This is a genomic window from Streptomyces cahuitamycinicus, from assembly GCF_002891435.1.
Taxonomy (GTDB): domain Bacteria; phylum Actinomycetota; class Actinomycetes; order Streptomycetales; family Streptomycetaceae; genus Streptomyces; species Streptomyces cahuitamycinicus.
Map to the genome: position 1 here is coordinate 44,820 of NZ_POUC01000004.1, position 20,128 is coordinate 64,947.

The 20,128-nt window shown below is 70.5% G+C and carries 18 protein-coding genes and 1 pseudogene; 4 read left to right on the forward strand and 15 right to left on the reverse strand.

Features of this window, described 5'->3' with window-relative positions; translation table 11 throughout:
- Positions 1-16 precede the first annotated feature (16 nt).
- The 3 genes from C1J00_RS01245 to nsdA form a co-directional block, all read right to left on the reverse strand.
- Positions 17-355 carry a P-II family nitrogen regulator gene (locus C1J00_RS01245; protein WP_102907163.1) on the reverse strand — a complete coding sequence of 113 codons (339 nt, stop codon included), beginning with the start codon at positions 353-355 and terminating at the stop codon, positions 17-19.
- Positions 352-1,692: an ammonium transporter gene (locus C1J00_RS01250; RefSeq protein WP_102907164.1), complete on the reverse strand. Its 1,341-nt coding sequence runs from the start codon at positions 1,690-1,692 to the stop codon at positions 352-354. Before C1J00_RS01250 ends, C1J00_RS01245 begins: the two co-directional genes overlap by 4 nt.
- A 337-nt stretch (positions 1,693-2,029) precedes the next feature.
- Positions 2,030-3,526, reverse strand: a complete 1,497-nt coding sequence (gene nsdA / locus C1J00_RS01255) for a transcriptional repressor NsdA (protein ID WP_102907165.1) — start codon at positions 3,524-3,526, stop codon at positions 2,030-2,032.
- Between the two features lie 445 nt (positions 3,527-3,971).
- Here nsdA and C1J00_RS01260 point away from each other — a divergent pair, with 445 nt between their 5' ends.
- Positions 3,972-4,637, forward strand: coding sequence for a bifunctional DNA primase/polymerase (locus C1J00_RS01260; RefSeq protein WP_102907166.1), 666 nt, complete (start codon positions 3,972-3,974; stop codon positions 4,635-4,637).
- A gap of 127 nt (positions 4,638-4,764) precedes the next feature.
- Here C1J00_RS01260 and ftsY read toward each other — a convergent pair whose 3' ends face one another.
- Positions 4,765-5,964 carry a signal recognition particle-docking protein FtsY gene (ftsY, locus tag C1J00_RS01265; protein WP_102907167.1) on the reverse strand — a complete coding sequence of 400 codons (1,200 nt, stop codon included), beginning with the start codon at positions 5,962-5,964 and terminating at the stop codon, positions 4,765-4,767.
- 151 nt (positions 5,965-6,115) lie between these two features.
- On the opposite strand from ftsY, the pseudogene C1J00_RS01270 reads away from it, so the two are divergent.
- A pseudogene (locus C1J00_RS01270) lies at positions 6,116-6,763 on the forward strand (LLM class flavin-dependent oxidoreductase); the annotation flags it as partial.
- 577 nt (positions 6,764-7,340) lie between these two features.
- Here C1J00_RS01270 and C1J00_RS01275 read toward each other — a convergent pair.
- From C1J00_RS01275 to C1J00_RS01290, 4 genes are all read right to left on the reverse strand, one after another.
- Positions 7,341-8,759: a sugar porter family MFS transporter gene (locus C1J00_RS01275; RefSeq protein ID WP_102907168.1), complete on the reverse strand. Its 1,419-nt coding sequence runs from the start codon at positions 8,757-8,759 to the stop codon at positions 7,341-7,343.
- A 221-nt stretch (positions 8,760-8,980) separates the two neighbouring features.
- Positions 8,981-12,559, reverse strand: coding sequence for a chromosome segregation protein SMC (gene smc, locus C1J00_RS01280; protein WP_102907169.1), 3,579 nt, complete (start codon positions 12,557-12,559; stop codon positions 8,981-8,983).
- A gap of 220 nt (positions 12,560-12,779) precedes the next feature.
- Positions 12,780-12,983 carry a hypothetical protein gene (locus C1J00_RS01285; protein ID WP_030852030.1) on the reverse strand — a complete coding sequence of 68 codons (204 nt, stop codon included), beginning with the start codon at positions 12,981-12,983 and terminating at the stop codon, positions 12,780-12,782.
- Positions 12,984-13,360: 377 nt separating this feature from the next.
- Positions 13,361-13,642: an acylphosphatase gene (locus tag C1J00_RS01290; RefSeq protein WP_031108009.1), complete on the reverse strand. Its 282-nt coding sequence runs from the start codon at positions 13,640-13,642 to the stop codon at positions 13,361-13,363.
- A 161-nt stretch (positions 13,643-13,803) separates the two neighbouring features.
- On the opposite strand from C1J00_RS01290, the gene C1J00_RS01295 reads away from it, so the two are divergent.
- Positions 13,804-14,940 carry a CAP domain-containing protein gene (locus C1J00_RS01295; protein ID WP_102907170.1) on the forward strand — a complete coding sequence of 379 codons (1,137 nt, stop codon included), beginning with the start codon at positions 13,804-13,806 and terminating at the stop codon, positions 14,938-14,940.
- 84 nt (positions 14,941-15,024) lie between these two features.
- A complete protein-coding gene (locus C1J00_RS01300; RefSeq protein ID WP_102907171.1) occupies positions 15,025-15,423 on the forward strand; it encodes a winged helix-turn-helix transcriptional regulator in 399 nt (132 codons plus the stop codon).
- Here the strand turns inward: C1J00_RS01300 and mutM are convergent.
- The 7 genes from mutM to C1J00_RS01335 all read right to left on the reverse strand — a co-directional run.
- Positions 15,413-16,273: a bifunctional DNA-formamidopyrimidine glycosylase/DNA-(apurinic or apyrimidinic site) lyase gene (gene mutM, locus C1J00_RS01305; RefSeq protein WP_102907172.1), complete on the reverse strand. Its 861-nt coding sequence runs from the start codon at positions 16,271-16,273 to the stop codon at positions 15,413-15,415. The genes C1J00_RS01300 and mutM overlap by 11 nt on opposite strands.
- A gap of 104 nt (positions 16,274-16,377) precedes the next feature.
- Positions 16,378-17,229: a ribonuclease III gene (gene rnc / locus C1J00_RS01310; RefSeq protein WP_180989352.1), complete on the reverse strand. Its 852-nt coding sequence runs from the start codon at positions 17,227-17,229 to the stop codon at positions 16,378-16,380.
- A gap of 7 nt (positions 17,230-17,236) precedes the next feature.
- Positions 17,237-17,410, reverse strand: coding sequence for a 50S ribosomal protein L32 (gene rpmF / locus C1J00_RS01315; RefSeq protein WP_003951102.1), 174 nt, complete (start codon positions 17,408-17,410; stop codon positions 17,237-17,239).
- Between the two features lie 2 nt (positions 17,411-17,412).
- Positions 17,413-18,066, reverse strand: a complete 654-nt coding sequence (locus C1J00_RS01320) for a YceD family protein (RefSeq protein ID WP_102907174.1) — start codon at positions 18,064-18,066, stop codon at positions 17,413-17,415.
- Between the two features lie 125 nt (positions 18,067-18,191).
- Positions 18,192-19,265, reverse strand: a complete 1,074-nt coding sequence (locus tag C1J00_RS01325; protein WP_102907175.1) for a F0F1 ATP synthase subunit B — start codon at positions 19,263-19,265, stop codon at positions 18,192-18,194.
- Positions 19,266-19,386: 121 nt separating this feature from the next.
- Positions 19,387-19,866 (reverse strand): pantetheine-phosphate adenylyltransferase, encoded by a 480-nt coding sequence (gene coaD / locus C1J00_RS01330; protein WP_033313182.1) that lies wholly within the window; start codon positions 19,864-19,866, stop codon positions 19,387-19,389.
- A 26-nt stretch (positions 19,867-19,892) separates the two neighbouring features.
- Positions 19,893-20,128, reverse strand: a 236-nt coding sequence (locus C1J00_RS01335; RefSeq protein WP_180989353.1) for an RsmD family RNA methyltransferase, incomplete at its 5' end; no start/stop codon positions are given.

Below are 20,128 nucleotides of genomic sequence, written 5' to 3' on the forward strand. Positions count from 1 at the left end.
CTGCCTCGAGGGCTTGTCAGAGCGCGTCGGGACCGCGCTCGCCGGTCCTGACCCGTACGGCCGTGTCGACCGGGATGGACCAGACCTTGCCGTCCCCGATCTTGCCGGTGCGGGCCGCCTTGACCACCACCTCGATCAGCTGCTCGGCGTCGTCGTCCTCGACCAGGACCTCGATGCGGATCTTGGGGACGAGGTCCACGGTGTACTCGGCACCGCGGTAGACCTCGGTGTGGCCCCGCTGACGACCGTAGCCGCTGGCCTCGGTGACCGTGAGGCCGTGTACTCCGAAGGCCTGCAGGGCCTCCTTGATCTCGTCGAGCCGGTGCGGCTTCACGACGGCGGTGATGAGCTTCATGCGTCCACCTTCTTGCTCGCGGCTGCGGCGACCGGGGCCGTGACGGCCGTCTTGGCGGCACCGCCACCGGCGCCGCTGAAGTCGTATGCGGTCTCGGCGTGCTCGGCCTGGTCGATGCCGGCGACCTCGTCGTCCTCGGGGACCCGCATGCCCATGGTCTTGTCGAGGATGAAGGCGAGGATCGCGGAGACGATCAGGGAGTAGGCAAGGACACCGAAGACACCGGCGCACTGCTTCCAGAACTGGTCCAGGCCGCCCCCGTAGAACAGACCCGCGACGTCGGACTGGCCCTTGCCGGTCGCGAAGAAGCCGATGAGCAGGGAGCCGAGGATGCCGCCGACCAGGTGGACGCCGACCACGTCGAGGGAGTCGTCGTAGCCGAACTTGTACTTCAGCCCGACCGCCATGGCGCACAGCACGCCGGCGATGAGACCGACGGCGATGGCGCCGAGCGGGGAGATCGCGCCGCCGGCCGGGGTGATGGCGACGAGGCCCGCGACCGCGCCGGAAGCGGCGCCCAGCGTGGTGAAGGCGCCGTGGCGGATCTTCTCGTAGGCGAGCCAGCCGAGGACGGCGGCGGCGGTGGCGACCTGCGTGTTGACGAACATCAGCGCGCCGACGCCGTCGTCGTTGCCGAGCCAGGAGCCGGCGTTGAAGCCGAACCAGCCGAACCACAGCAGACCGGCGCCGAGCATGACCAGCGGCAGGCTGTGCGGGCGCATCGGGTCCTTCTTGAAGCCGACGCGCTTGCCGATGACGAGGATCACGCCGAGCGCCGCGGCACCCGCGTTGATGTGCACCGCCGTACCACCGGCGAAGTCGATGACGCCCAGCTCGAAGGCCCAGCCGCCGGCGCCCCACACCCAGTGCGCGACCGGGAAGTAGACGACCGTGGCCCACAGGGCGATGAACAGCGCCCACGCGCTGAACTTCACGCGGTCCGCGAGGGCGCCGCTGATCAGGGCGGGGGTGATGATCGCGAACATCAGCTGGAAGACCAGGAACACGAACACCGGGATCGTGTAGCCGGGCCACAGCTCCGTCAGGCCGATGTTGCCGAGGCCGACCCAGTCGGAGTTCCAGCCGATGAGGCTGCCGGAGTCGGTGCCGAACGCCATGGAGAAGCCGTACAGCACCCACAGGATGGTGACGATCCCGAGGCTGATGAAACTCATCATCAGCATGTTCAGGGTGCTCTTGACGCGGACCATGCCTCCGTAGAAGAAGGCCAGACCCGGGGTCATGAGCATCACCAGGGCGGAACAGATGAGCATGAACCCTGTGTTCGCGGCAGAGAGCTTGGGCGCCTCTGCGGCAAGGGTGATGGCTGGTGCCATCGGCGTCTCCTCGTCATTGGTACGGCCCCGTGCGGGCGAAGCCTCGAGCGGATTGAGGGGCAGGCCGGTTATGCGCCACGAGATTGGCGCAGCGCGGTTTCGGTGAAAGCCCCTCGTTGTTTCGCGGCCGTGACGAAGGCGCCTGCTGTGTTACGCGTCGATGAACTGCCGGATTGCGGGTGCGCCGATCGTTATCGTGGCGCAACCTTCGGCTTCAGGGAGCCGTGGGCACAGGGACCGGCCGCGGTCGGCCTTCCGATGACCTGGCATGGGGGAGCCGAGTCGGGCAGTTCGGGAGGGCCGGCCGCGGCCGGGGTTCTGGGGTTGTACGGGCTTCTCAGACCGCCTCGGCGGTCTCGGGCAGTTCGACGGCGAGCCGCTCGGTGAGGTCGACGACCTCACCCAGGTCGCCGAAGTCGCGGGCGGCGGTGTCGACCGTCTTCCGGATGCGGGTGTTGACGCGCTCGGAGCGGACCTTCTTCGCGACCTGCATGGCCTCGGTGGCGAAGACCGTGCTCCGCTCGGGCTCGCGCTGCAGGAGGTGCACCGTGGCCACGCCGATCAGGTTCAGCGCGTACGACCGCTGGTGCTCGTCGTCCTCGGCGAAGAGCTCCACGGCCCGGTTCATCAGGGGCTCGGCCAGCGAGGCGTAGGTGGGGCTGCGCCCGGCGACGTAGGCCAGGTCGCGGTAGGAGTGGGAGTTCTCGCCGTACAGCTCGGCTTCGGAGAAGAAGCGGATCCAGTCGGGGTCCGGCTCGTCCCACTCGTCGGCTTCGGCGAAGGTGTCCTCGGCCATCCGGACCGCGCGCTTGCACTTGCCGGGCTGCCCCATGTTGGCGTAGGCGCGGGCCTCCATCGCATACAGCATCGACTGCGTGCGCGGGCTCGCGCAGTCCCGGCTGCCGTACTGCGCGAGGTGGATCAGCTCCAGCGCGTCGTCGGGCCGGCCGAGGTGGATCATCTGGCGGCTCATGCTGGACAGCACGTACGAGCCGAGGGGCCGGTCACCGGCCTCCTTGGCGGCGTGCAACGCGAGGACGAAGTACTTCTGCGCGGTCGGCTGGAGACCGATGTCGTACGACATCCAGCCGGCCAGCTCGGCGAGTTCGGCGGCGACCTTGAACAGCCGGCGGGTGGTGGACTCCGGCTGAGGCTCCTGGAGGAGGTCGGTCACCTCGTGCAGCTGGCCGACGACCGCTTTGCGGCGCAGGCCGCCGCCGCACTGGGCGTCCCACTGCCGGAACATCACCGTCGTGGACTCCAGGAGGTCCAGTTCGGGCCTGGAGAGCCGGCCTCGGGCGCGACCGGAGCCGCCCGCGGGCTCGGGCTCGGAGCGCGGGGCGGCAGGCGAGGGGACGAGCCAGCGCTGCATGGGCTCGATGAGGGCCGGGCCCGCGGACAGGACCAGCGAGCTCCCGAGGAAGCCGCGCCGCGCCAGCATGAGGTCGCTGCGCGAGAACTCGCTGAGCAGGGCCACTGTTTGCGGGCCCGTCCAGGGGAGGTCGACGCCGGTCGCGGAGGGTGACTGGCGGGCGGTGCGCAGCCCCAGGTCCTCGACGGAGACGACGACGCCGAAGCGCTCCGAGAACAGCTCGGAGAGGATCCTGGGGATCGGCTCGCGGGGGTTCTCGCCGTCGAGCCAGCGGCGCACGCGGGAGGTGTCCGTGGAGATGTGGTTGGCGCCCAACTGCCGTGCCCTGCGGTTGACCTGGCGGGCGAGCTCGCCCTTGGACCAGCCGCTGCGCACGAACCAGGAGGTGAGCAGCTCGTTCGGGCGCTTGTCAGCGTGCGTCGCGCTCGCAGCGTTCGTTCCGCTTCCGCCGTTGCCGCTCACTGGAACGCCCCCATCCCTGAGACCACTTGTCGCCGAGTGCGCCAAGCCCTATCAGCATGCCGGTTCGTACGGCCGCCCGTCCGGCCCTTGTCACCCTTCGAACGGAATGACGACTTGCCTCCGGCATACCCACGAGCGCATGTGCCCCCAGGACTCGTGCACACAAAGTAATCCTACGATCACCCGTCCAGCCACGGCTCACACGGAAACGCCACCATTCGCCACCCCTTCGAATGAACTCACGTACGGCTACGCGCGATTGACTTGACACAGCACAACCGGAAGCGGGTGCAGTGATGCACTCGGAGGCGCGCGGCGCCGGGCACGCAACCGTGGGCACGTCCGGGCGCCGAGTTAACCGGACGCCGCCGGGAAGGCGGAAGCAGAGAGTCACGCACCGCGATCGCAGCGTAACCACCGGTGCGGCGGACCCGTTGGAGGGGGCATGGGCTTCACGATCGGCATCAGCCGGGGCATGCGCGACATCCGGTCCGGCTCACGCCGCCGCGGCCGCACGTCGGACGGTACGGCCGTGGCCGAGTACACCGGCCTGTGGGGCTGGGACGTGGTGCCGGGCGCCCGGACCTCGGCGGGCGCCTGCTCCTGCGGCCGCGGCGACTGCCCGGCGCCGGGCGCGCACCCCCTGGACTTCGCGCCGGTGCTCGCCGCCGGGGCGACGCTGGACGACGTGACGGAATGCTGGGGCGAGTTCCCCGGCGCCTCGGTGATGCTCCCGGTCGGCCGGGCGTTCGACGTCATCGAGGTGGCCGAGCCCGCCGGCTGCCGCGCACTGGCCCGCCTGGAGCGCATGGGCCTGCCCGTGGGCCCGGTCGCGGCCACCCCTGACGGCCGCGCCCACTTCTTCGTCGCCCCCGGCGCCGCCGCCGACCTGCCCGGCCTGCTCTACCGCATGGGCTGGGACGACCCGGACTCCCTCGACCTGCGCGGCCTCGGCCCCGGCGCGCACATCACGGCACCGCCCTCCGACCGCGGCGGTCTCGGCCCGGTCCGCTGGCTGCGCTCCCCCGCCCTGGACTCGGCCTCCGGGCCGCCGGAGGCCCGCCTGGTGCTGGGCACGCTGGCCTACGTGGCGCACCGGTCACGGGCGTAGGCGCGGCAAGGACGGCGACAAGGACAAGGGCACAGAGCGAAGCGCCCGGCCCCGACTGCGTCTCGGGGGCGGGCGCTTCTCGCACAGGTACGGTTCTTCGCAGGTCGTGCCGCGGCTGGTACCGAGCTCACTCCCCGATAAGGGCGTCAACGAACGCCTCCGGCTCGAACGGCGCCAGGTCGTCCGCGCCCTCGCCGAGCCCGACGAGCTTGACCGGCACGCCCAGCTCGCGCTGGACCGCGACCACGATGCCGCCCTTGGCCGTGCCGTCCAGCTTGGTGAGCACGATGCCGGTGATGTCGACGACCTCGGAGAAGACCCGGGCCTGGACCAGGCCGTTCTGGCCGGTGGTGGCGTCCAGGACGAGCAGCACCTCGTCGACCGGGGCCTGCTTCTCCACGACCCGCTTGACCTTGCCGAGCTCGTCCATGAGGCCGGTCTTGGTGTGCAGGCGGCCGGCGGTGTCGATGAGCACGACGTTCGCGCCCATCTCCTTGCCCTCCTTGACCGCGTCGAAGGCGACGGAGGCGGGGTCGCCGCCCTCCGGTCCGCGCACGGTGTGGGCGCCGACCCGCTCGCCCCAGGTCTGGAGCTGGTCGGCGGCGGCGGCCCGGAAGGTGTCCGCGGCGCCGAGGACCACGCTCTGGCCGTCGGCCACCAGGACCCGGGCGAGCTTGCCTGTGGTGGTGGTCTTGCCGGTGCCGTTGACGCCGACGACCATGACAATGCCGGGCTTGCGGTCCTCCGGCTCGGTCTTGACCACGCGGTCCATGTCGCGGCCGACCAGCGTGACCAGCTCCTCGCGGAGCAGGGTGCGCAGTTCCTCGGGGGAGCGGGTGCCGAGCACCTTCACACGCTCGCGCAGCCGCTCGACCAGTTCCTGGGTGGGCCGCACACCGACGTCGGCCGTGAGCAGCGTGTCCTCGATCTCCTCCCAGGTGTCCTCGTCGAGGTGCTCGCGGGACAGCAGGGTGAGCAGCCCCTTGCCGAGGGCGTTCTGCGAGCGGGAGAGCCGGGTGCGCAGCCGGACCAGACGGCCGGCCGTGGGTTCCGGGATCTCGATCTCGGGAGCTTCGGCGGGCGGCTCCTCGACTACGACCGGAGCCGAGCCGTCCGGGAGATCCACCTCCTCTATCGTGCGCCGCGGTTCCTCCCGCGGCGTCTCGGCCTCGTCGCCGACGTGCGGCTCGGCCGGTGGGGCGGTGATGTCGGGCGCTGCTGGCGGGGGCGGGGGCAGCTGCTTCTTGCGCCGGCTGCCGGCGATGAGCCCGCCGAGCGCGCCGAGCACGACCACGGCGATGACTACAGCAAGGATGACGATGTCCATAACGGGTCCAGTATCGGTCATGGGCCCCCGGGACACCCCGCTCGCACCGCCCCGCGGGGTCGCGGGGCGCCGGATCTCCACACCCCTGGCCGTCTGACGCATCGTCAGCTAACGTCCCCCGGACACCCGCCCGGTGGAGGGAGACGCCGCCATGCCCGTCACGGTCGCACGCTTCAACCTCGTCGCTCCCGGGGCCGGCCCCGCCGAGCTCGGCGCCCGGTACCGGGCGGCTTTGGAGATGGCCGCGTACGCCGACGACCGGGGCGTCAGCACGGTCCAGACGGAGGAGCACCACGGGGCGGAGAACAACTGGCTGCCGTCGCCGTTCGCCTTCGCCGGTGCGGTCTTCGGCGTCACCCGGCGGATCGCGGTCACGGTCTCGGCGATCATCGGACCGCTGCACGACCCGCTGCGACTGGCCGAGGAGATCGCCGTGCTGGACCTGCTGAGCGGCGGCCGGCTGGTGACGGTCGCCGGGATCGGGTACCGGCCCGAGGAGTACCACCTGTTCGGCGTGGACTTCGCCCGGCGCGGGCGGCTGCAGGACGAACTGCTCCAGACCCTGCTGCGGGCGTGGACCGGCGAACCCTTCTCCTACCGGGGCCGCACGGTCCGTGTCACACCGCGCCCGTACACCGAACCGCACCCGCTGCTCCTGGTCGGCGGCTCCTCGAAGGCCGCCGCCCGCCGGGCCGCCCGGCTTGGCCTGCCCTTCTTCCCCAGTGCGCACCTGCCGGAGCTGGAGGCGTACTACTGTCGGGCGGGATGCCGGTGGAGGAGGGGTTGGAGCTGCTCACCAAGGAGTGCACACAACGCCTGAGTTAGCTCGATCGTGTGATCGTCCGCTTGTGGGCTTGCGGTGTCCTGGGCTGATCGGGCTAACGTGATCGTGCGACCTGGGACACCGGGTACGGCGTCAGCGTGCGGGGCCCCTGCTCCACCAGAGGATGGTTCAGGGCCTCCCCGTCGCCTCTGGCCGTACCCAACCGGCCAGGTCGCAAGGGAACTGGCCTCCCGGGCCCGGACCACGCACAGGATGCGTGTCGCCACCCGGGGTCGAGTACGCCGGGGACCAGCTCGCCCAAGACCGTTCGGGGCGCGCGGCTGAACGGACTCACTCCCGCTCAGTCCACAGGAACGGTGGCGGAGTCTGCAGCTGTTCTGTGAGCGGGTGCTGCCGGAGCTGGCGGGCTGACGCGCCCTCGACGCCCCCGAGGAGTGCGACGGCCGGGCCGCTTCGAGGTCCGGCGTCCTGGTCCGGTGAACGACGGACCGCCGCCCCGGCTCGGGCAGTGGCCGAACCGGGGCGGCGGCGGGTTACGGGGAGAGCGGCAGCGGGGACTTGGGCCCCTCTCCCCGAGTGTGCGGGACGGGGCTCAGCCCATCTCCTCCAGCGTCTTGCCCTTTGTCTCCTTGACGAACTTCAGGACGAACGGGATCGAGAGCGCGGCGAACGCGGTGTAGATCACGTACGTGACGGAGAGGTTCCAGTCGGCCAGCGACGGGAAGCTCGCGGTGATGGCCCAGTTGGCGATCCACTGCGCGGCGGCGGCCACGCCCAGCGCGGCGGCGCGGATCCGGTTGGGGAACATCTCGCCGAGCATGACCCAGACGACCACACCCCAGGACAGGGCGAAGAAGAGGACGAAGATGTGCGCGGCGATCAGGGCGACCCAGCCCTGTGTGGCCGGCAGCTTGCCGTCGACCAGGTGGTACGAGAACGCCCAGGCCTCCAGTGCGAGGCCGACGACCATGCCGACCGAGCCGATGATCGCCAGCGGCCTGCGTCCGATGCGGTCGACGAAGATCATCGCGATGACGGTGCCGAGGATGTTGATGATCGACGTGGTGAAGGAGTAGAAGAACGAGTCCGTCGGGTCCACGCCGACCGACTGCCACAGCGTCGAGGAGTAGTAGAACGCGACGTTGATGCCGACGAACTGCTGGAAGACCGACAGGCCGATACCGATCCAGACGATCGGCTTGAAGAAGAAGCTGCCGCCGAGCAGGTCCTTGAAGGACGACTTGTGCTCGCTCTTCATGGCGCCCTCGATCTCGGCGACGCGAGCGTCCAGGTCGATGTCCTTGCCCTCGACCTCGGTGAGGATCTCCCGGGCGCGCTCGTGCTTGCCGACGGAGATGAGGAAGCGCGGGGACTCGGGGATGGCGAAGGAGAGCAGCCCGTAGAGGATGGCCGGGACGACCATGACGCCGAGCATGACCTGCCAGGCCTCCAGGCCCATCAGCTTGCCGCGCTGGTCACCGTCGGCGGCGTTCAGCAGACCCCAGTTGACCAGCTGCGACACGGCGATGCCGATGACGATGGCGGCCTGCTGGAAGGATCCGAGCCGGCCGCGGTAGGCGGGCGGGGCGACCTCGGCGATGTAGGCCGGGCCGATCACGGAGGCCATGCCGATGGCGAAGCCGCCGACGACGCGCCAGAAGGCGAGGTCCCAGAGCGCGAAGGGGAGCGCGGAGCCGACGGCGCTGACGGTGAAGAGGACCGCGGCGATCTGCATGCACCGGATGCGGCCGATGCGGTCGGCTATGCGGCCGGCGGTGGCGGCGCCGATGGCGCAGCCGATGAGGGCGATGGCGATGACCTGGGCCAGGGCCGCGGAACCGACGTCGTAGCGGCCACGGATGGCCTCGACGGCGCCGTTGATCACGGAGCTGTCGTAGCCGAAGAGGAAACCGCCCATCGCGGCCGCCGCCGCGATGAAGATGACGTGCCCGAGATGATCGGGGTGAGCCGTACCGGCTCCTGACTTGTGTGCCTGCGCTGTGCTGGTCACGTGTACTCCTCGGGCCACCGGCAACGCTGCCGGAGGGGATCAGCCCTTCGAGGTCCACCTGAAGGTACCTGAAGGTAAACGGAACGTTGCCGAGACTATTCCTTCAAGTTCCGAAGTCAATAGGTCCGCAGCTGTGGATCCAGGCATGAGTGTGGGGGCTATGTGTTCAAGTGTTGAAGCCACTGAGGGCATGCAGGTGGGCAGGTGTAGAGCACACACATTCAACGGAGGCGCTGGCTGATGACCTTCGACACACCGTCGCCCTGCATGGAGACCCCGTAGAGGGCGTCGGCGACCTCCATCGTGCGCTTCTGGTGGGTGATCACGATCAGCTGTGAGGCTTCCTGGAGCTCCTGCATGATCCGGATGAGCCGCTGGAGGTTGGTGTCGTCGAGCGCGGCCTCGACCTCGTCCATGACGTAGAAGGGGCTGGGTCGCGCCTTGAAGATCGACACGAGCATCGCCACCGCGGTCAGCGACCGCTCCCCGCCCGAGAGCAGCGACAGCCGCTTGACCTTCTTGCCCGGCGGACGGGCCTCGACGTCCACGCCCGTGGTGAGCATGTTGTCGGGGTCGGTCAGGATCAGCCGTCCCTCACCGCCGGGGAACAGGCGGGAGAACACACCCTCGAACTCCCGGGCCGTGTCCCGGTAGGCCTCGGTGAAGACCTGCTCGACGCGCTCGTCGACCTCCTTCACCACCTGCAGGAGGTCCGCCCGTGTCTTCTTCAGGTCTTCCAGCTGCTCACTGAGGAACTGGTGGCGTTCCTCCAGCGCCGCGAACTCCTCCAGGGCGAGCGGGTTCACCTTGCCGAGCTGCTGGTAGGCCCGCTCGGCCGACTTCAGGCGCTTCTCCTGCTCGGACCGGAGATACGGCCTCGGGCGGTTGCGCGGGTGCTCCGGGTCCTCCGGCAGCTCCTCGCCCTCGGCGGGGGGCGAGGGCGGTACGAGCTGGTGCGGTCCGTACTCCGCCACCAGCCCGGCCGGTTCGACACCCAGCTCCTCCAGTGCCTTGGTCTCCAACTGCTCGATGCGCAGCCGCTTCTCGGCGCCGAGTACCTCGCCCCGGTGGACCGAATCCGTCAACTTGTCGAGTTCCGCCTTGAGATCGCGCCCTTCGGTGCGGGCCCGGGTCAGTTCCTGCTCGCGCCGGGCCTTGGCGGCCTCGGCGGCGGTGCGCTCCTCGTCGGCACGTGCCAGGGAGACCTCCACGTGTGCGAGCAGCTGCCTCGCACCCGCGCCGACGGCCTCGGCGACGGCCGCCTCGTGCCGGAGCCGGGCCCGACGCTGCTCGGCACGCGCGCGTGCCTCGCGTTCCGCGCGGGCGGCCCGGTCCAGCGAGTCGGCCCGTCCGGCCAGGCCCTTGACGCGTTCCTCGTGCGTACGGGCCTGAAGACGGGCCTCCATCTCCGTCTGGCGTGCGTTGGCGCCGTCGGCGGCCAGCCGGTCCCGGACGGAGGTGTCGGGCTCCTCCTCGAACGGCATCTCCTCGGCGACGGCGAGCCGCTCGGCGAGTTCCTCGACCTCTTGGAGCGCCTTGTCGAGGGCGTCCTGGGCACGGGCCGCGGCTGCGGTGGCACGTTCCGCCTCGCCGGTGGCGCCGCGCGCCTGGCCCGCGAGCCGCCCGAGCTGCTGCGCGACGCCCGACTTCTCCCGGTCGGCGGCCCGGCGCCGCTCCCCCAGCTCCTCCACCAGGGCCGCGCACTCCTTGCGGCGCCCGGCCGCCGTGTGCTGCGTCTCGGTGAGCTCCGCGCAGCGGACGGCCAGCTCTTCCAGCTCGGCGGCGGCCTCGTCGACGGAGGCCTGCACTTCGAGGAGGCTGGGGGCGCCGGCGGAGCCACCGTGGGCGAAGTGGGTGCCGAGGAGGTCGCCTTCGGCGGTGACCGCGGTGAGGTGGGGGTGGCCGTATACGAGGTCTTCCGCGTCCTCGAGGGTGCCGACGACGACGATGCCGTGGAGCAGCCGGCGGACGGCCGGCATGAGGTCGGACGGGCCGCGGACCAGGTCGGCGGCGAAGGGGTGCCGTGTGTCTGCGGGTCCGTCGTGGCTGGTCGCGCGGTGCCCCGCGCCCCCGGGGTGAGGATCTCCGGCCAGGAGCAGGGTCGCCCGGCCTCCGTCCTGCTTGCGAAGGAGTCTGATCGCGTCTGCCGCCGAAGAGGGGCTGGTCGTCGCGATCGCGTCCGCCGCGGCACCGAAGGCAGCCGCGAGGGCGACTTCGTGGCCCGGGGTCACCGTCAGCAGTTCCGCCGCCGGGCCGAGGATGCCGGAGAGACGGTCCTTCGCCGCGAGCAGTATCCCGGTGCCGTCCTTGCGGCGCAGACCGAGGGCGAGCGTCTCGTGGCGTGCCTGGGTGGCGGCGCGTCTGCGTTCCGCCGCCGTGGCCTCCTCGCGGGCTGCCGTGAGGGCCGCCTCGGCCTCTGCCAGCTGCTGCTTCGCCGCCTCGTGCCGCGCGGAGAGTTCCGCGTCACCGGCGTCGAGGCCGTCGACCTCGGCCTTGAGTGCCTCGTACTCCTCCTGGGCGGCGACGGCACGTTCCCGCGCTTCGTCGCGGGCGGCCGCCAGTCGTTCGATCTCGGCCTGGGCGGAGGCCGCGCGGGACCGGGCGGCGTTGACCTGGCCACTGAGCCGCGCCAAACCCTCACGCCGGTCGGCGATGGCCCGGGCGGCGTCCTTCAGGCGCCGCTCCTCCTGCGTGAGCGCGCGTTCCAGCTCGGCGCGGTGGGCGACCGTGTCCTCCAGGGCCCGTTCGGCCGCCTCCAGGGCCGCCTCCAGCTCGGCCTCCTGCTCGCGGATGCGGGCGGCCTCGCGCTCCATGTCCTCGGGGTCGCGGCCGCGCCGCTCCTCGGGGGGCGGGGAGGTGGCGCTCTTCACGCGGGCGTCGGCCAGCGAGATCGTGCCCCGTACGCGTTCGGCGAGCTGGGAGAGGTCGTACCAGGTCTGCTGGGCGCGCTGGAGCCGCGGCGTGAGCTGCCGTACCTCGTCCTCCAGGAGCGCCTCGCGCTGGAGCGCCCTGCGCAGTTCCTGTTCGGCGGACTCCTTGCGCTCCTTCAGCGCGGCCTCGTCGGCGACCTCGGCCTTGAGGGCCTCCCGGAGCCGTACGAGGTCGTCGGCCAGGAGGCGCAGGCGGGCGTCGCGCAGGTCGGCCTGGATGACGGCGGCCCTGCGGGCGACGGCGGCCTGGCGGCCGAGCGGCTTGAGCTGCCGCCTGAGCTCGTCGGTGAGGTCCTGCACGCGCGCGAGGTTGGCCTGCATCGCGTCCAGCTTGCGCAGCGCCTTCTCCTTGCGCTTGCGGTGCTTGAGGACGCCGGCGGCCTCCTCGATGAAGGCACGCCGGCCCATGGGATCGGCGTGCAGTACGGAGTCGAGCTGGCCCTGCCCGACGATCACGTGCATCTCGCGGCCGATGCCGGAGTCGGAGAGGAGCTCCTGGATGTCGAGGAGGCGGCAGGTGTCGCCGTTGATCTGGTACTCGCTGCCGCCGTTGCGGAACATGATCCGCGTGATGGTGACCTCGGCGTACTCGATGGGCAGGGCCCCGTCGGAGTTGTCGATGGTCAGGGACACCTCGGCACGACCCAGCGGGGGGCGGCCGGTGGTCCCGGCGAAGATGACGTCCTCCATCTTGCCGCCGCGCAGCGACTTGGCGCCCTGCTCGCCCATGACCCAGCTGAGCGCGTCGACGACGTTGGACTTGCCCGAGCCGTTCGGTCCGACGACGCACGTGATCCCCGGCTCGAACCGGAGGGTGGTCGCGGAGGCGAACGACTTGAACCCGCGGAGTGTCAGGGCCTTGAGGTGCACGCCGCCGGACTCTACCGCTCGGGTCCGTCTCACTCCATGAAGCCGCGGTTTCACCGCTGAACGCGCAGGGCACATCAGACGTTAAAGACGGTGAAAGGATGCGGGGGCAAGAAGGCAAGAAAGAAGGGACGCCGACAGGGCGTCCCTTGCACTTCAGACAACTAGGCGGTTGTGACGGGCGGCCCAACCACTGCTGTGCTGTTGTGGAGCGGTGCAGTGATCAGGTGAGCGCAGGCTCCGCCTGGTGTGCGTCAACGCTCTCCATGATCCTGTCGTGAGAAGCGGCAGCCGTCAGCGCTTCGTTCTCCGCCTGGATTCGTCCGAGTTCGGATTCCAGGTCCTGGACGCGCTGCTGGAGCCGTCGCATCTCGGCGAGGAGTCGAGGGTCGGAGCCGCCGACGTAACCGAGAAGCGCCTTTGCCATGATGGATGGTCCTCCACAATGCGTGACCGACCGCTGCTGTGTGGGTCGTGAGGGATTCGCACCCGCGGCTTGGCAGGGCCTGGAGTTGTGCTGCCGTTCAGCCATGCCAAACAGCTAAGGTGCGCGGGGCTTTCAGCGTCTCACCAAAAAGTTTGACGGTCAACACGATCACGCCCCGTATTGGGGGTGGCCCGGGCGCGCGCGGCATGGAACGGCCGTACTGCGGCTTCTGCGGGGCCCTCGGGGCGTGGCGATCATCTTTGCGGGTGGAGCGCGCCGAGGCAAGCGGTTCTCGGCAATCACCAGCGCGTTTCCGTCCGGGGCGGCCCCCCGCGAGCTGTCCGCGGGCGGCCTCGGAGCCCGCCCGGCGGGTGCGCTCAGCGGATGGCGAAGCCGTCGTAGCCGCCGCGTGGTGTGTCCCAGATCTCGGTGACGCCGTCCACGCGGCCGGGCGTGTCGTCGCCCTGAAGCCACTCCAGGAGCCCCTCGCACCCCTCGCGCCCGCCCTCGGCGACCACTTGGACCCGCCCGTCGCCCAAATTGAGAGCAAAGCCACTCAGGCCGCCGATCTCCAGGGCCTTGGCCCGCGTGAACCAGCGGAAACCCACACCTTGGACGCGTCCACGCACCCAGGCGACCAGTCGCACATCCTCGCTCATGACTGCAACCTAACCGCCCAATCTCCCTCCGGGCACTTCCTCCACTTGCGCCATGCGGTACCGTCCCCCCTCAACGAATCTCATATGAAACTCACACGATCGAGTGAGTTTGGTGTTGATCTCGAGGATGAGTCGACCGCCAGGACGAGGAAGGCCAGGACATGGGACGCCACCGACGCTCCGACGCCGGCCGCGCCGCCACGGGCCGCGCCACGGGAATCACCCACGCCGACGGCTTCGCGGAGGGGCACGATCCGCTGTACCCCACCGCGGACGACGCCCCGACGATGGGCATTGCGCCCTATCTGAACCCCGAGGCGCACGACGGCAGCTACGCGAAGAGCGAGGCCTACCTGTTCGGGGCCGAGGGGTCCGCCGCGGGTGACCACCACGGCGACACGGCCGTCTTCGCGAGCGACGGCTTCACGCCCGACGGCGGCGCCCGCCGCTCGGGTTCGCACCGGCGCCGCAAGAAGACCGCCCGGCCGATGCGCACCGGCCTGCTCGGCGTCTCCGCCGCCGTCGCCCTCGGCACGGTCGCGGTCGCCACCGGCTCCGTGCCCGGCCTCGACGACTACAAGCTCGGCGGCAACGGCGGGGCCGACAAGGTCCAGGCCGGGGACACGCCGACGAACACCCCGATCGAGCAGGGCGGCACCTCCGGCAGCGCCGACAGCCGGGACGACACGTCCACCAGTCGGGGCGCCGAGCGCTCCGGCTCCCCGTCGCCCTCCGCCTCGAAGTCCTCCGCCGCACCGACGAAGACGCCGGAGAAGCCGGAGAAGACGCAGGAGACGCAGGAGAAGACCCCGGAGAAGAAGAAGCCGGCGGCCACCCCGAGCGAGAAGCCGGACAGCACGCCCTCCCGTACGGCCACCAAGGCGCCGAAGGCCCCCGGCGCCTCCGCCGCTCTGGCCGGCGAATCCGCCGCCGCGGCCCAGGTGCTCAGCCTCGTGAACGAGGAGCGGGCCAAGGTGGGCTGCAGCCCGGTCGCCGCCAACAGCGCCCTGACCGGTCTGGCGCAGAGCTACAGCGAGGACATGGCCGCACGGGGCTTCTTCGACCACACCGACCCGGACGGCCGCACGCCGTGGGACCGGGCCGAGAAGGCCGGGATATCCAACCTCGGCGGCGAGAACATCGCCCGCGGCCAGGCCGACGCCGCGGCCGTGATGGATGCCTGGATGAACAGCCCCGGCCACCGCGCGAACATACTGAACTGCGACTTCAAGACGCTGGGCGTCGGTGTCGAGCGCGACTCCGGCGGCCCCTGGTGGACGCAGAACTTCGGCTACTAGGACGCCGTGCGCATGCCGACGAAGGCGCTAACTCACGGTTAGTCCCTTCTGTCGGTTAGCGCTGTGTTGGCGTAGGCTGGACCCATGACCACCACCCAGGAGCTCGCGGAAGGGCTCGACGACCTTCCGTACAACGTGTTCGCCAAGGCCTGCCCGTCGCGCGGCACGCTGGAGCACGTCACGGGCCGCTGGGGCGGCCTGGCGCTCGGCGCCCTGTACGAGGGCTCGCTCCGCTTCAACGAGCTGCGCCGCCGCGTCGACGGGGTGAGCGAGAAGATGTTGTCCCAGACGCTGCACGCCCTGGAGCGCGACGGCCTGGTCCACCGCGAGGCCCAGCCGACGAATCCGCCCCGGGTGGACTACGAGCTGACGCCCCTGGGGCGCGAGGTGGCGCAGCGGCTGCTCGCCCTGATCCACTTCGTGGAGGGCAGCATGGATCAGGTCCTGGCCGCCCGTGAGCGGTACGACTCCGCTAGGGCGTGATCCGCGGCGGCCGCTGGCACTTCGGGCAGTAGTAGCTGGACCGGTTCATCCAGGGCCGCCGCCGCATGGGCGTGCCGCAGCGCCGGCAGGGCAGGCCCTCGCGGCCGTACGCGTCGAGTGACCGGTCGAAGTAGCCAGACTCGCCGTTGACGTTGACGTACAGGCTGTCGAAGCTGGTGCCCCCCACCGCGAGGGCCGCGTTCATCACGTCCCGCACATGTCCCAGGAGCATCAGGGTGCGCGGGCGCGTGAAGGTCGCGGTGGGGCGCTCGTAGTGGATGCGGGCGCGCCACAGGGCCTCGTCCGCGTAGATGTTGCCGACGCCGCTGATCAGCGACTGGTCGAGCAAGGCCCGCTTGATCGTGGACCGCTTGCGGCGCAGCGCCCGGTGGAAGGCCTCGTCGTCGAAGAGCGGGTCCAGCGGGTCGCGGGCGATGTGCGCGATGACGTCGGGCAGGCCGTCGGGGGTGTTCTCGTGCAGGGAGAGGCCGCCGAAGGTCCGCTGGTCGACGAAGCGGAGCTCGGTGTCCAGGGCGTCGGTGAAGCGGACGCGGATGCGCAGGTGCTTCTCGTCCGGGGCCGTGTGCGGCTGGACCAGGAGCTGGCCGCTCATGCCGAGATGGGCCAGGATCGACTGGTCCGTGTCCTCCAGGGGCAGCCACAGGTACTTGCCGCGGCGGCTGGGGACGCCGATGCGGTGGCCCTTCAGGCGGTGTGCGAAGTCGTCGGCGCCCGCGAGGTGGCGGCGAACGGCGCGCGGGTGCCGGACCTCGGTCTCGGCGACGGTCCGGTGGGCGATCCACCGCTCGAGACCGCGCCGTACGACCTCGACCTCGGGCAGCTCGGGCATGGGGTCCCCCGTCACAAACCTGTGGATGACGCGAGCGCCCGCCCCGGGCAGGGGCGGGCGCTCGGGTGCGCTGTGCTTGCCGCCCTTGGAGAGGGCGGCGGCGGTCAGACGTCGGCAGTGCCGTCGGTGACCGTCTGGGCAGCGGCGTGAGCAGCTGCCGTCTGCGTCGCCTCGGCGGCCTTCGCCGCCTTGGCTCGCTCGTCCGCCGCGGCCCGGATGGACCGCCATGCGGACTCGGCGGCCTGCTGCTCCGCCTCCTTCTTGCTGCGGCCGGTGCCGGTGCCGTACGAGACGCCTCCGACGCGGGCGGCAGCAGTGAAGGTCTTCTCATGATCGGGGCCGGTCTCCGTGACCAGGTACTCGGGGACACCGAGCCCCTCGGTCGCGGTGAGCTCCTGGAGACTGGTCTTCCAGTCCAGGCCGGCTCCGAGGTTCGAAGACTTTTCGATCAGGGGGTCGAACAGGCGGTGCACCAGCTCCGCCGCCGAGTCCAGTCCCTGGTCGAGATAGACGGCGCCGATCACCGCTTCCAGGGTGTCGGCGAGGATGGATGCCTTGTCCCGGCCGCCCGTGCCCTCTTCACCGCGGCCGAGCCGGATGAAGGAGCCCAGGTCGAGCCCGCGGCCCACCTCGGCCAGCGCACGCGAGTTCACCACCGCGGCCCGCAGCTTGGCCAGCTGGCCTTCTGGGAGATCGGGGTGGGTGCGGTACAGCGTGTCCGTGACCACGAGGCCGAGTACGGAGTCCCCGAGGAACTCCAGACGCTCGTTGGTCGGCAGACCGCCGTTCTCGTATGCGTACGACCGGTGGGTCAGTGCGCGCACCAGAAGGGCGGACTCGAGCTTGTAGCCGAGCCGCCCTTCCAGAAGCGTGGGGGACGAGGCCTGGTTGTCCGCCGGAGCACTCCCGCTCACACGGGAAGACTTGTTCTTAGGCGTGGACACAGTGCCTCTCACCAGCCGCTCAGACCTCGAGGACCTGGCGCTTGTTGTAGGTGCCGCACGACGGGCACGCGATGTGCTGCTGCTTGGGCTCGTGGCAGCGCTCGCACGCAACCAGGGTGGGGACCGCAGCCTTCCACTGCGACCGGCGGTGGCGCGTGTTGCTGCGCGACATCTTCCGCTTCGGAACAGCCACGGCTACTTCTCCTGCTTCTCGTCGGCGCGTGCTGACTGAGGCGCGCCGCCGCTCATCTCGTCCTTCTCGCCGTCCTTCATGGTGCCGGCGAGTCCCTGCAATGCCGCCCAACGAATGTCGACGGCGTCATGGTGGTGGTCCGGGTCGTCCGCCAGCCGTGCGCCGCACTCGGCACACAGACCGGGGCAGTCTTCCCGGCACACCGGCTGCATCGGCAGTGCGAGCACCACCGCATCACGCAGCACGGACTCGAGGTCGAACAAGCCGTCCTCGAGGAAGAGCCTGTCCTCGTCGTCCTCGGCGTCGTCGCCCGGTTCCGCGATCACGCGGCCCCGGTCGTCGGCGTCAGGGTACGAGAACATCTCCTGGAACTCCGCTTCGAGCGCCTGCTCGAGCGGCTCCAGACACCTTACGCACTCCCCCTCGGCCGTGGCACGGGCGGTGCCCGTGACGAGCACCCCTTCCATGACCGACTCCAGGCGGAGTTCGAGCTCCACCGGGGCGCCTTCCGGCACTCCGATGACTCCCTTGATACCGAGGTCCGTGGGAGCGTCGACCGTGCGGGTCAAGCGCTGCTGCGCACCAGGCCGCCGACCCAGCTCGTGTGTGTCGAACACGAGGGGGTTGCGGTGGTCGAGGCGGGCGTTCAGGGCCATTCCTGCTTTCGGTGAGAGCTCGGGGGACGCCGCCCTTCGGTGTTCCCGGGCAGCGTGGATCGCGGACGTACACGCGACCGAAGAGCCAGGATACTGGACCTTTCGCTCACGACCCAATCCGGTCCTCAGCCCTGGCCGCGACCCTGCTCGTAGGCCCGCAACTGCTCGGCGCTGATCATGCCGGTGTCGAAAAGGCTGGTCTCGTCGAGGGCGTAGTCCTGGTGGCCCTGTTGCACCTGGGAGGCCTGCTGCGGTTGCTGCTGGACCTGGTTCGGGTCGTAGGCGGCCTGCTGGGGGTCGTAGCCCTGGTAGGCATAGGGATCGGCCTGCTGGTAGCCGTAGGGGTCCTGCTGAGCGGCGTAGGCCTGCTGCGAGTAGCCGCCGTAGGGGTCGGGCTGTTGCTGGTAGCCGTACACGGGCTCCGGCTGCGGCGGCGCGTAGTCCTGCTGCTGGGCGGGCCGCTCGGCCGGGGGCTTCTGGTCGGTTAGGGCGGCCAGGTCGGCGAGGTAGTCGGCGTCGCTGGAGTGCTGGACGGTGCTCGCGTCGTCGGCGAGGGCTCCGAGGTCGTCGCTGGCGATCCGGCCGTGCAGCTTCTGCCGGCCGCGGCCGACGGCCTCCAGGGTCTTGGCGAGGACCGCCTCGAAGGCGCCCAGCTTGACGTCGACGTACTCGTCGGCGCTGCGGCGCTGGGTCTCGGGGTCGTGGCTGCGCTCCGGGGCGTCCTCGTCCTCGTAGCCCCGCTCGTCGGTGCCGGGGCCGGTGCCCAGGAGTTTCTCGCGGCCGCGGCCGACGGAGCCCAGGGTCTTGGTCAGGACGACCTCGAAGTTGGCGAGCTTGGAGTCGACGTACTCGTCGGCCTCGGCGCGGATCTCCTCGGCCTCCTGGCGGGCCTCGGCGAGGATCCGGTCGGCCTCCGCCTGGGAGCGGCGGGCGACCTCGGTGCCGGAGATCAGCGAACCGCGCTCGGCGTGCGCGCCCTCGATGATCCGCTGGGCCTCCTGACGGGCCTGCTCGACCATTTGCTCGCGGCCGCCGATCAGCTCCTGGGCCTGGGCCAGGGAGTCGGGCAGCGCCGCGCGCACCTCTTCCAGCATCGCGAGCAGGTCGGCGCGGTTGACCACGCACGAGGCCGACATGGGCATGGACCGGGCGCCGGAGACCGCGGAGACGATCTCGTCGAGCTTCTTCTGCACGTCCACCGTGTGCTCGCCACTCTCTACAGATGCGTTGGAGACGGACGGGACGACTGTACGGCCACGGGGTCACCCCGGAACACCGGGTGACGAGCAGTCAGGCCCAGGGGGGACGTCCGGGGCCGGTTCAGTCCTTCCGCAGGCGCTCGGTGAGGACGCCGAGGACCTCCGCCGGCACCAGGTGGGAGACGTCGCCGCCCCAGGTCGCGACCTCCTTGACCAGGGAGGACGACAGGAAGCTGTAGGTGGGGTTGGTGGGGATGAAGAGGGTCTCCACACCCGAGAGGCCGTTGTTCATCTGGGCCATCTGCAGCTCGTAGTCGAAGTCGCTGACCGCGCGCAGGCCCTTGACGATGGCGGGGATCTCGCGCTGCTTGCAGAAGTCGACGAGCAGGCCGTGGAAGGCCTCGACACGGACGTTGCCGTACTCGGCGGTGACGCGGCGGATCAGGTCGATCCGCTCCTCGATCTCGAACAGGCCCTTCTTGGCCTGGTTGATCATCACCGCGACATAGACCTCGTCGTACAGCCTGGAGGCGCGGGAGATGATGTCGAGGTGTCCGTTGGTGATCGGGTCGAACGACCCGGGACAGACGGCGCGGCGCACTTGTGTTCCCTCGCTCTCCGGTCCGGTCATCGTGCGTCTTCGCACGTAGAGGCGGCGCGACCGTACCAAAACGTTCCCTCGCCGTAGCGACGGGCCCGGAGGGGTTCGAAACCCTCGGGCCACCGGAATTCACCGCCTCTGGTGCTGCGCTCCACGGTGACGAGGGCTTCCTCGGCGAGCCAGCCTTCTGTACGGAGTGTGAGGAGGATCTCCCGAAGATCGTCGTCCGTGACGGCGTACGGGGGGTCGAGGAAGACGAGGT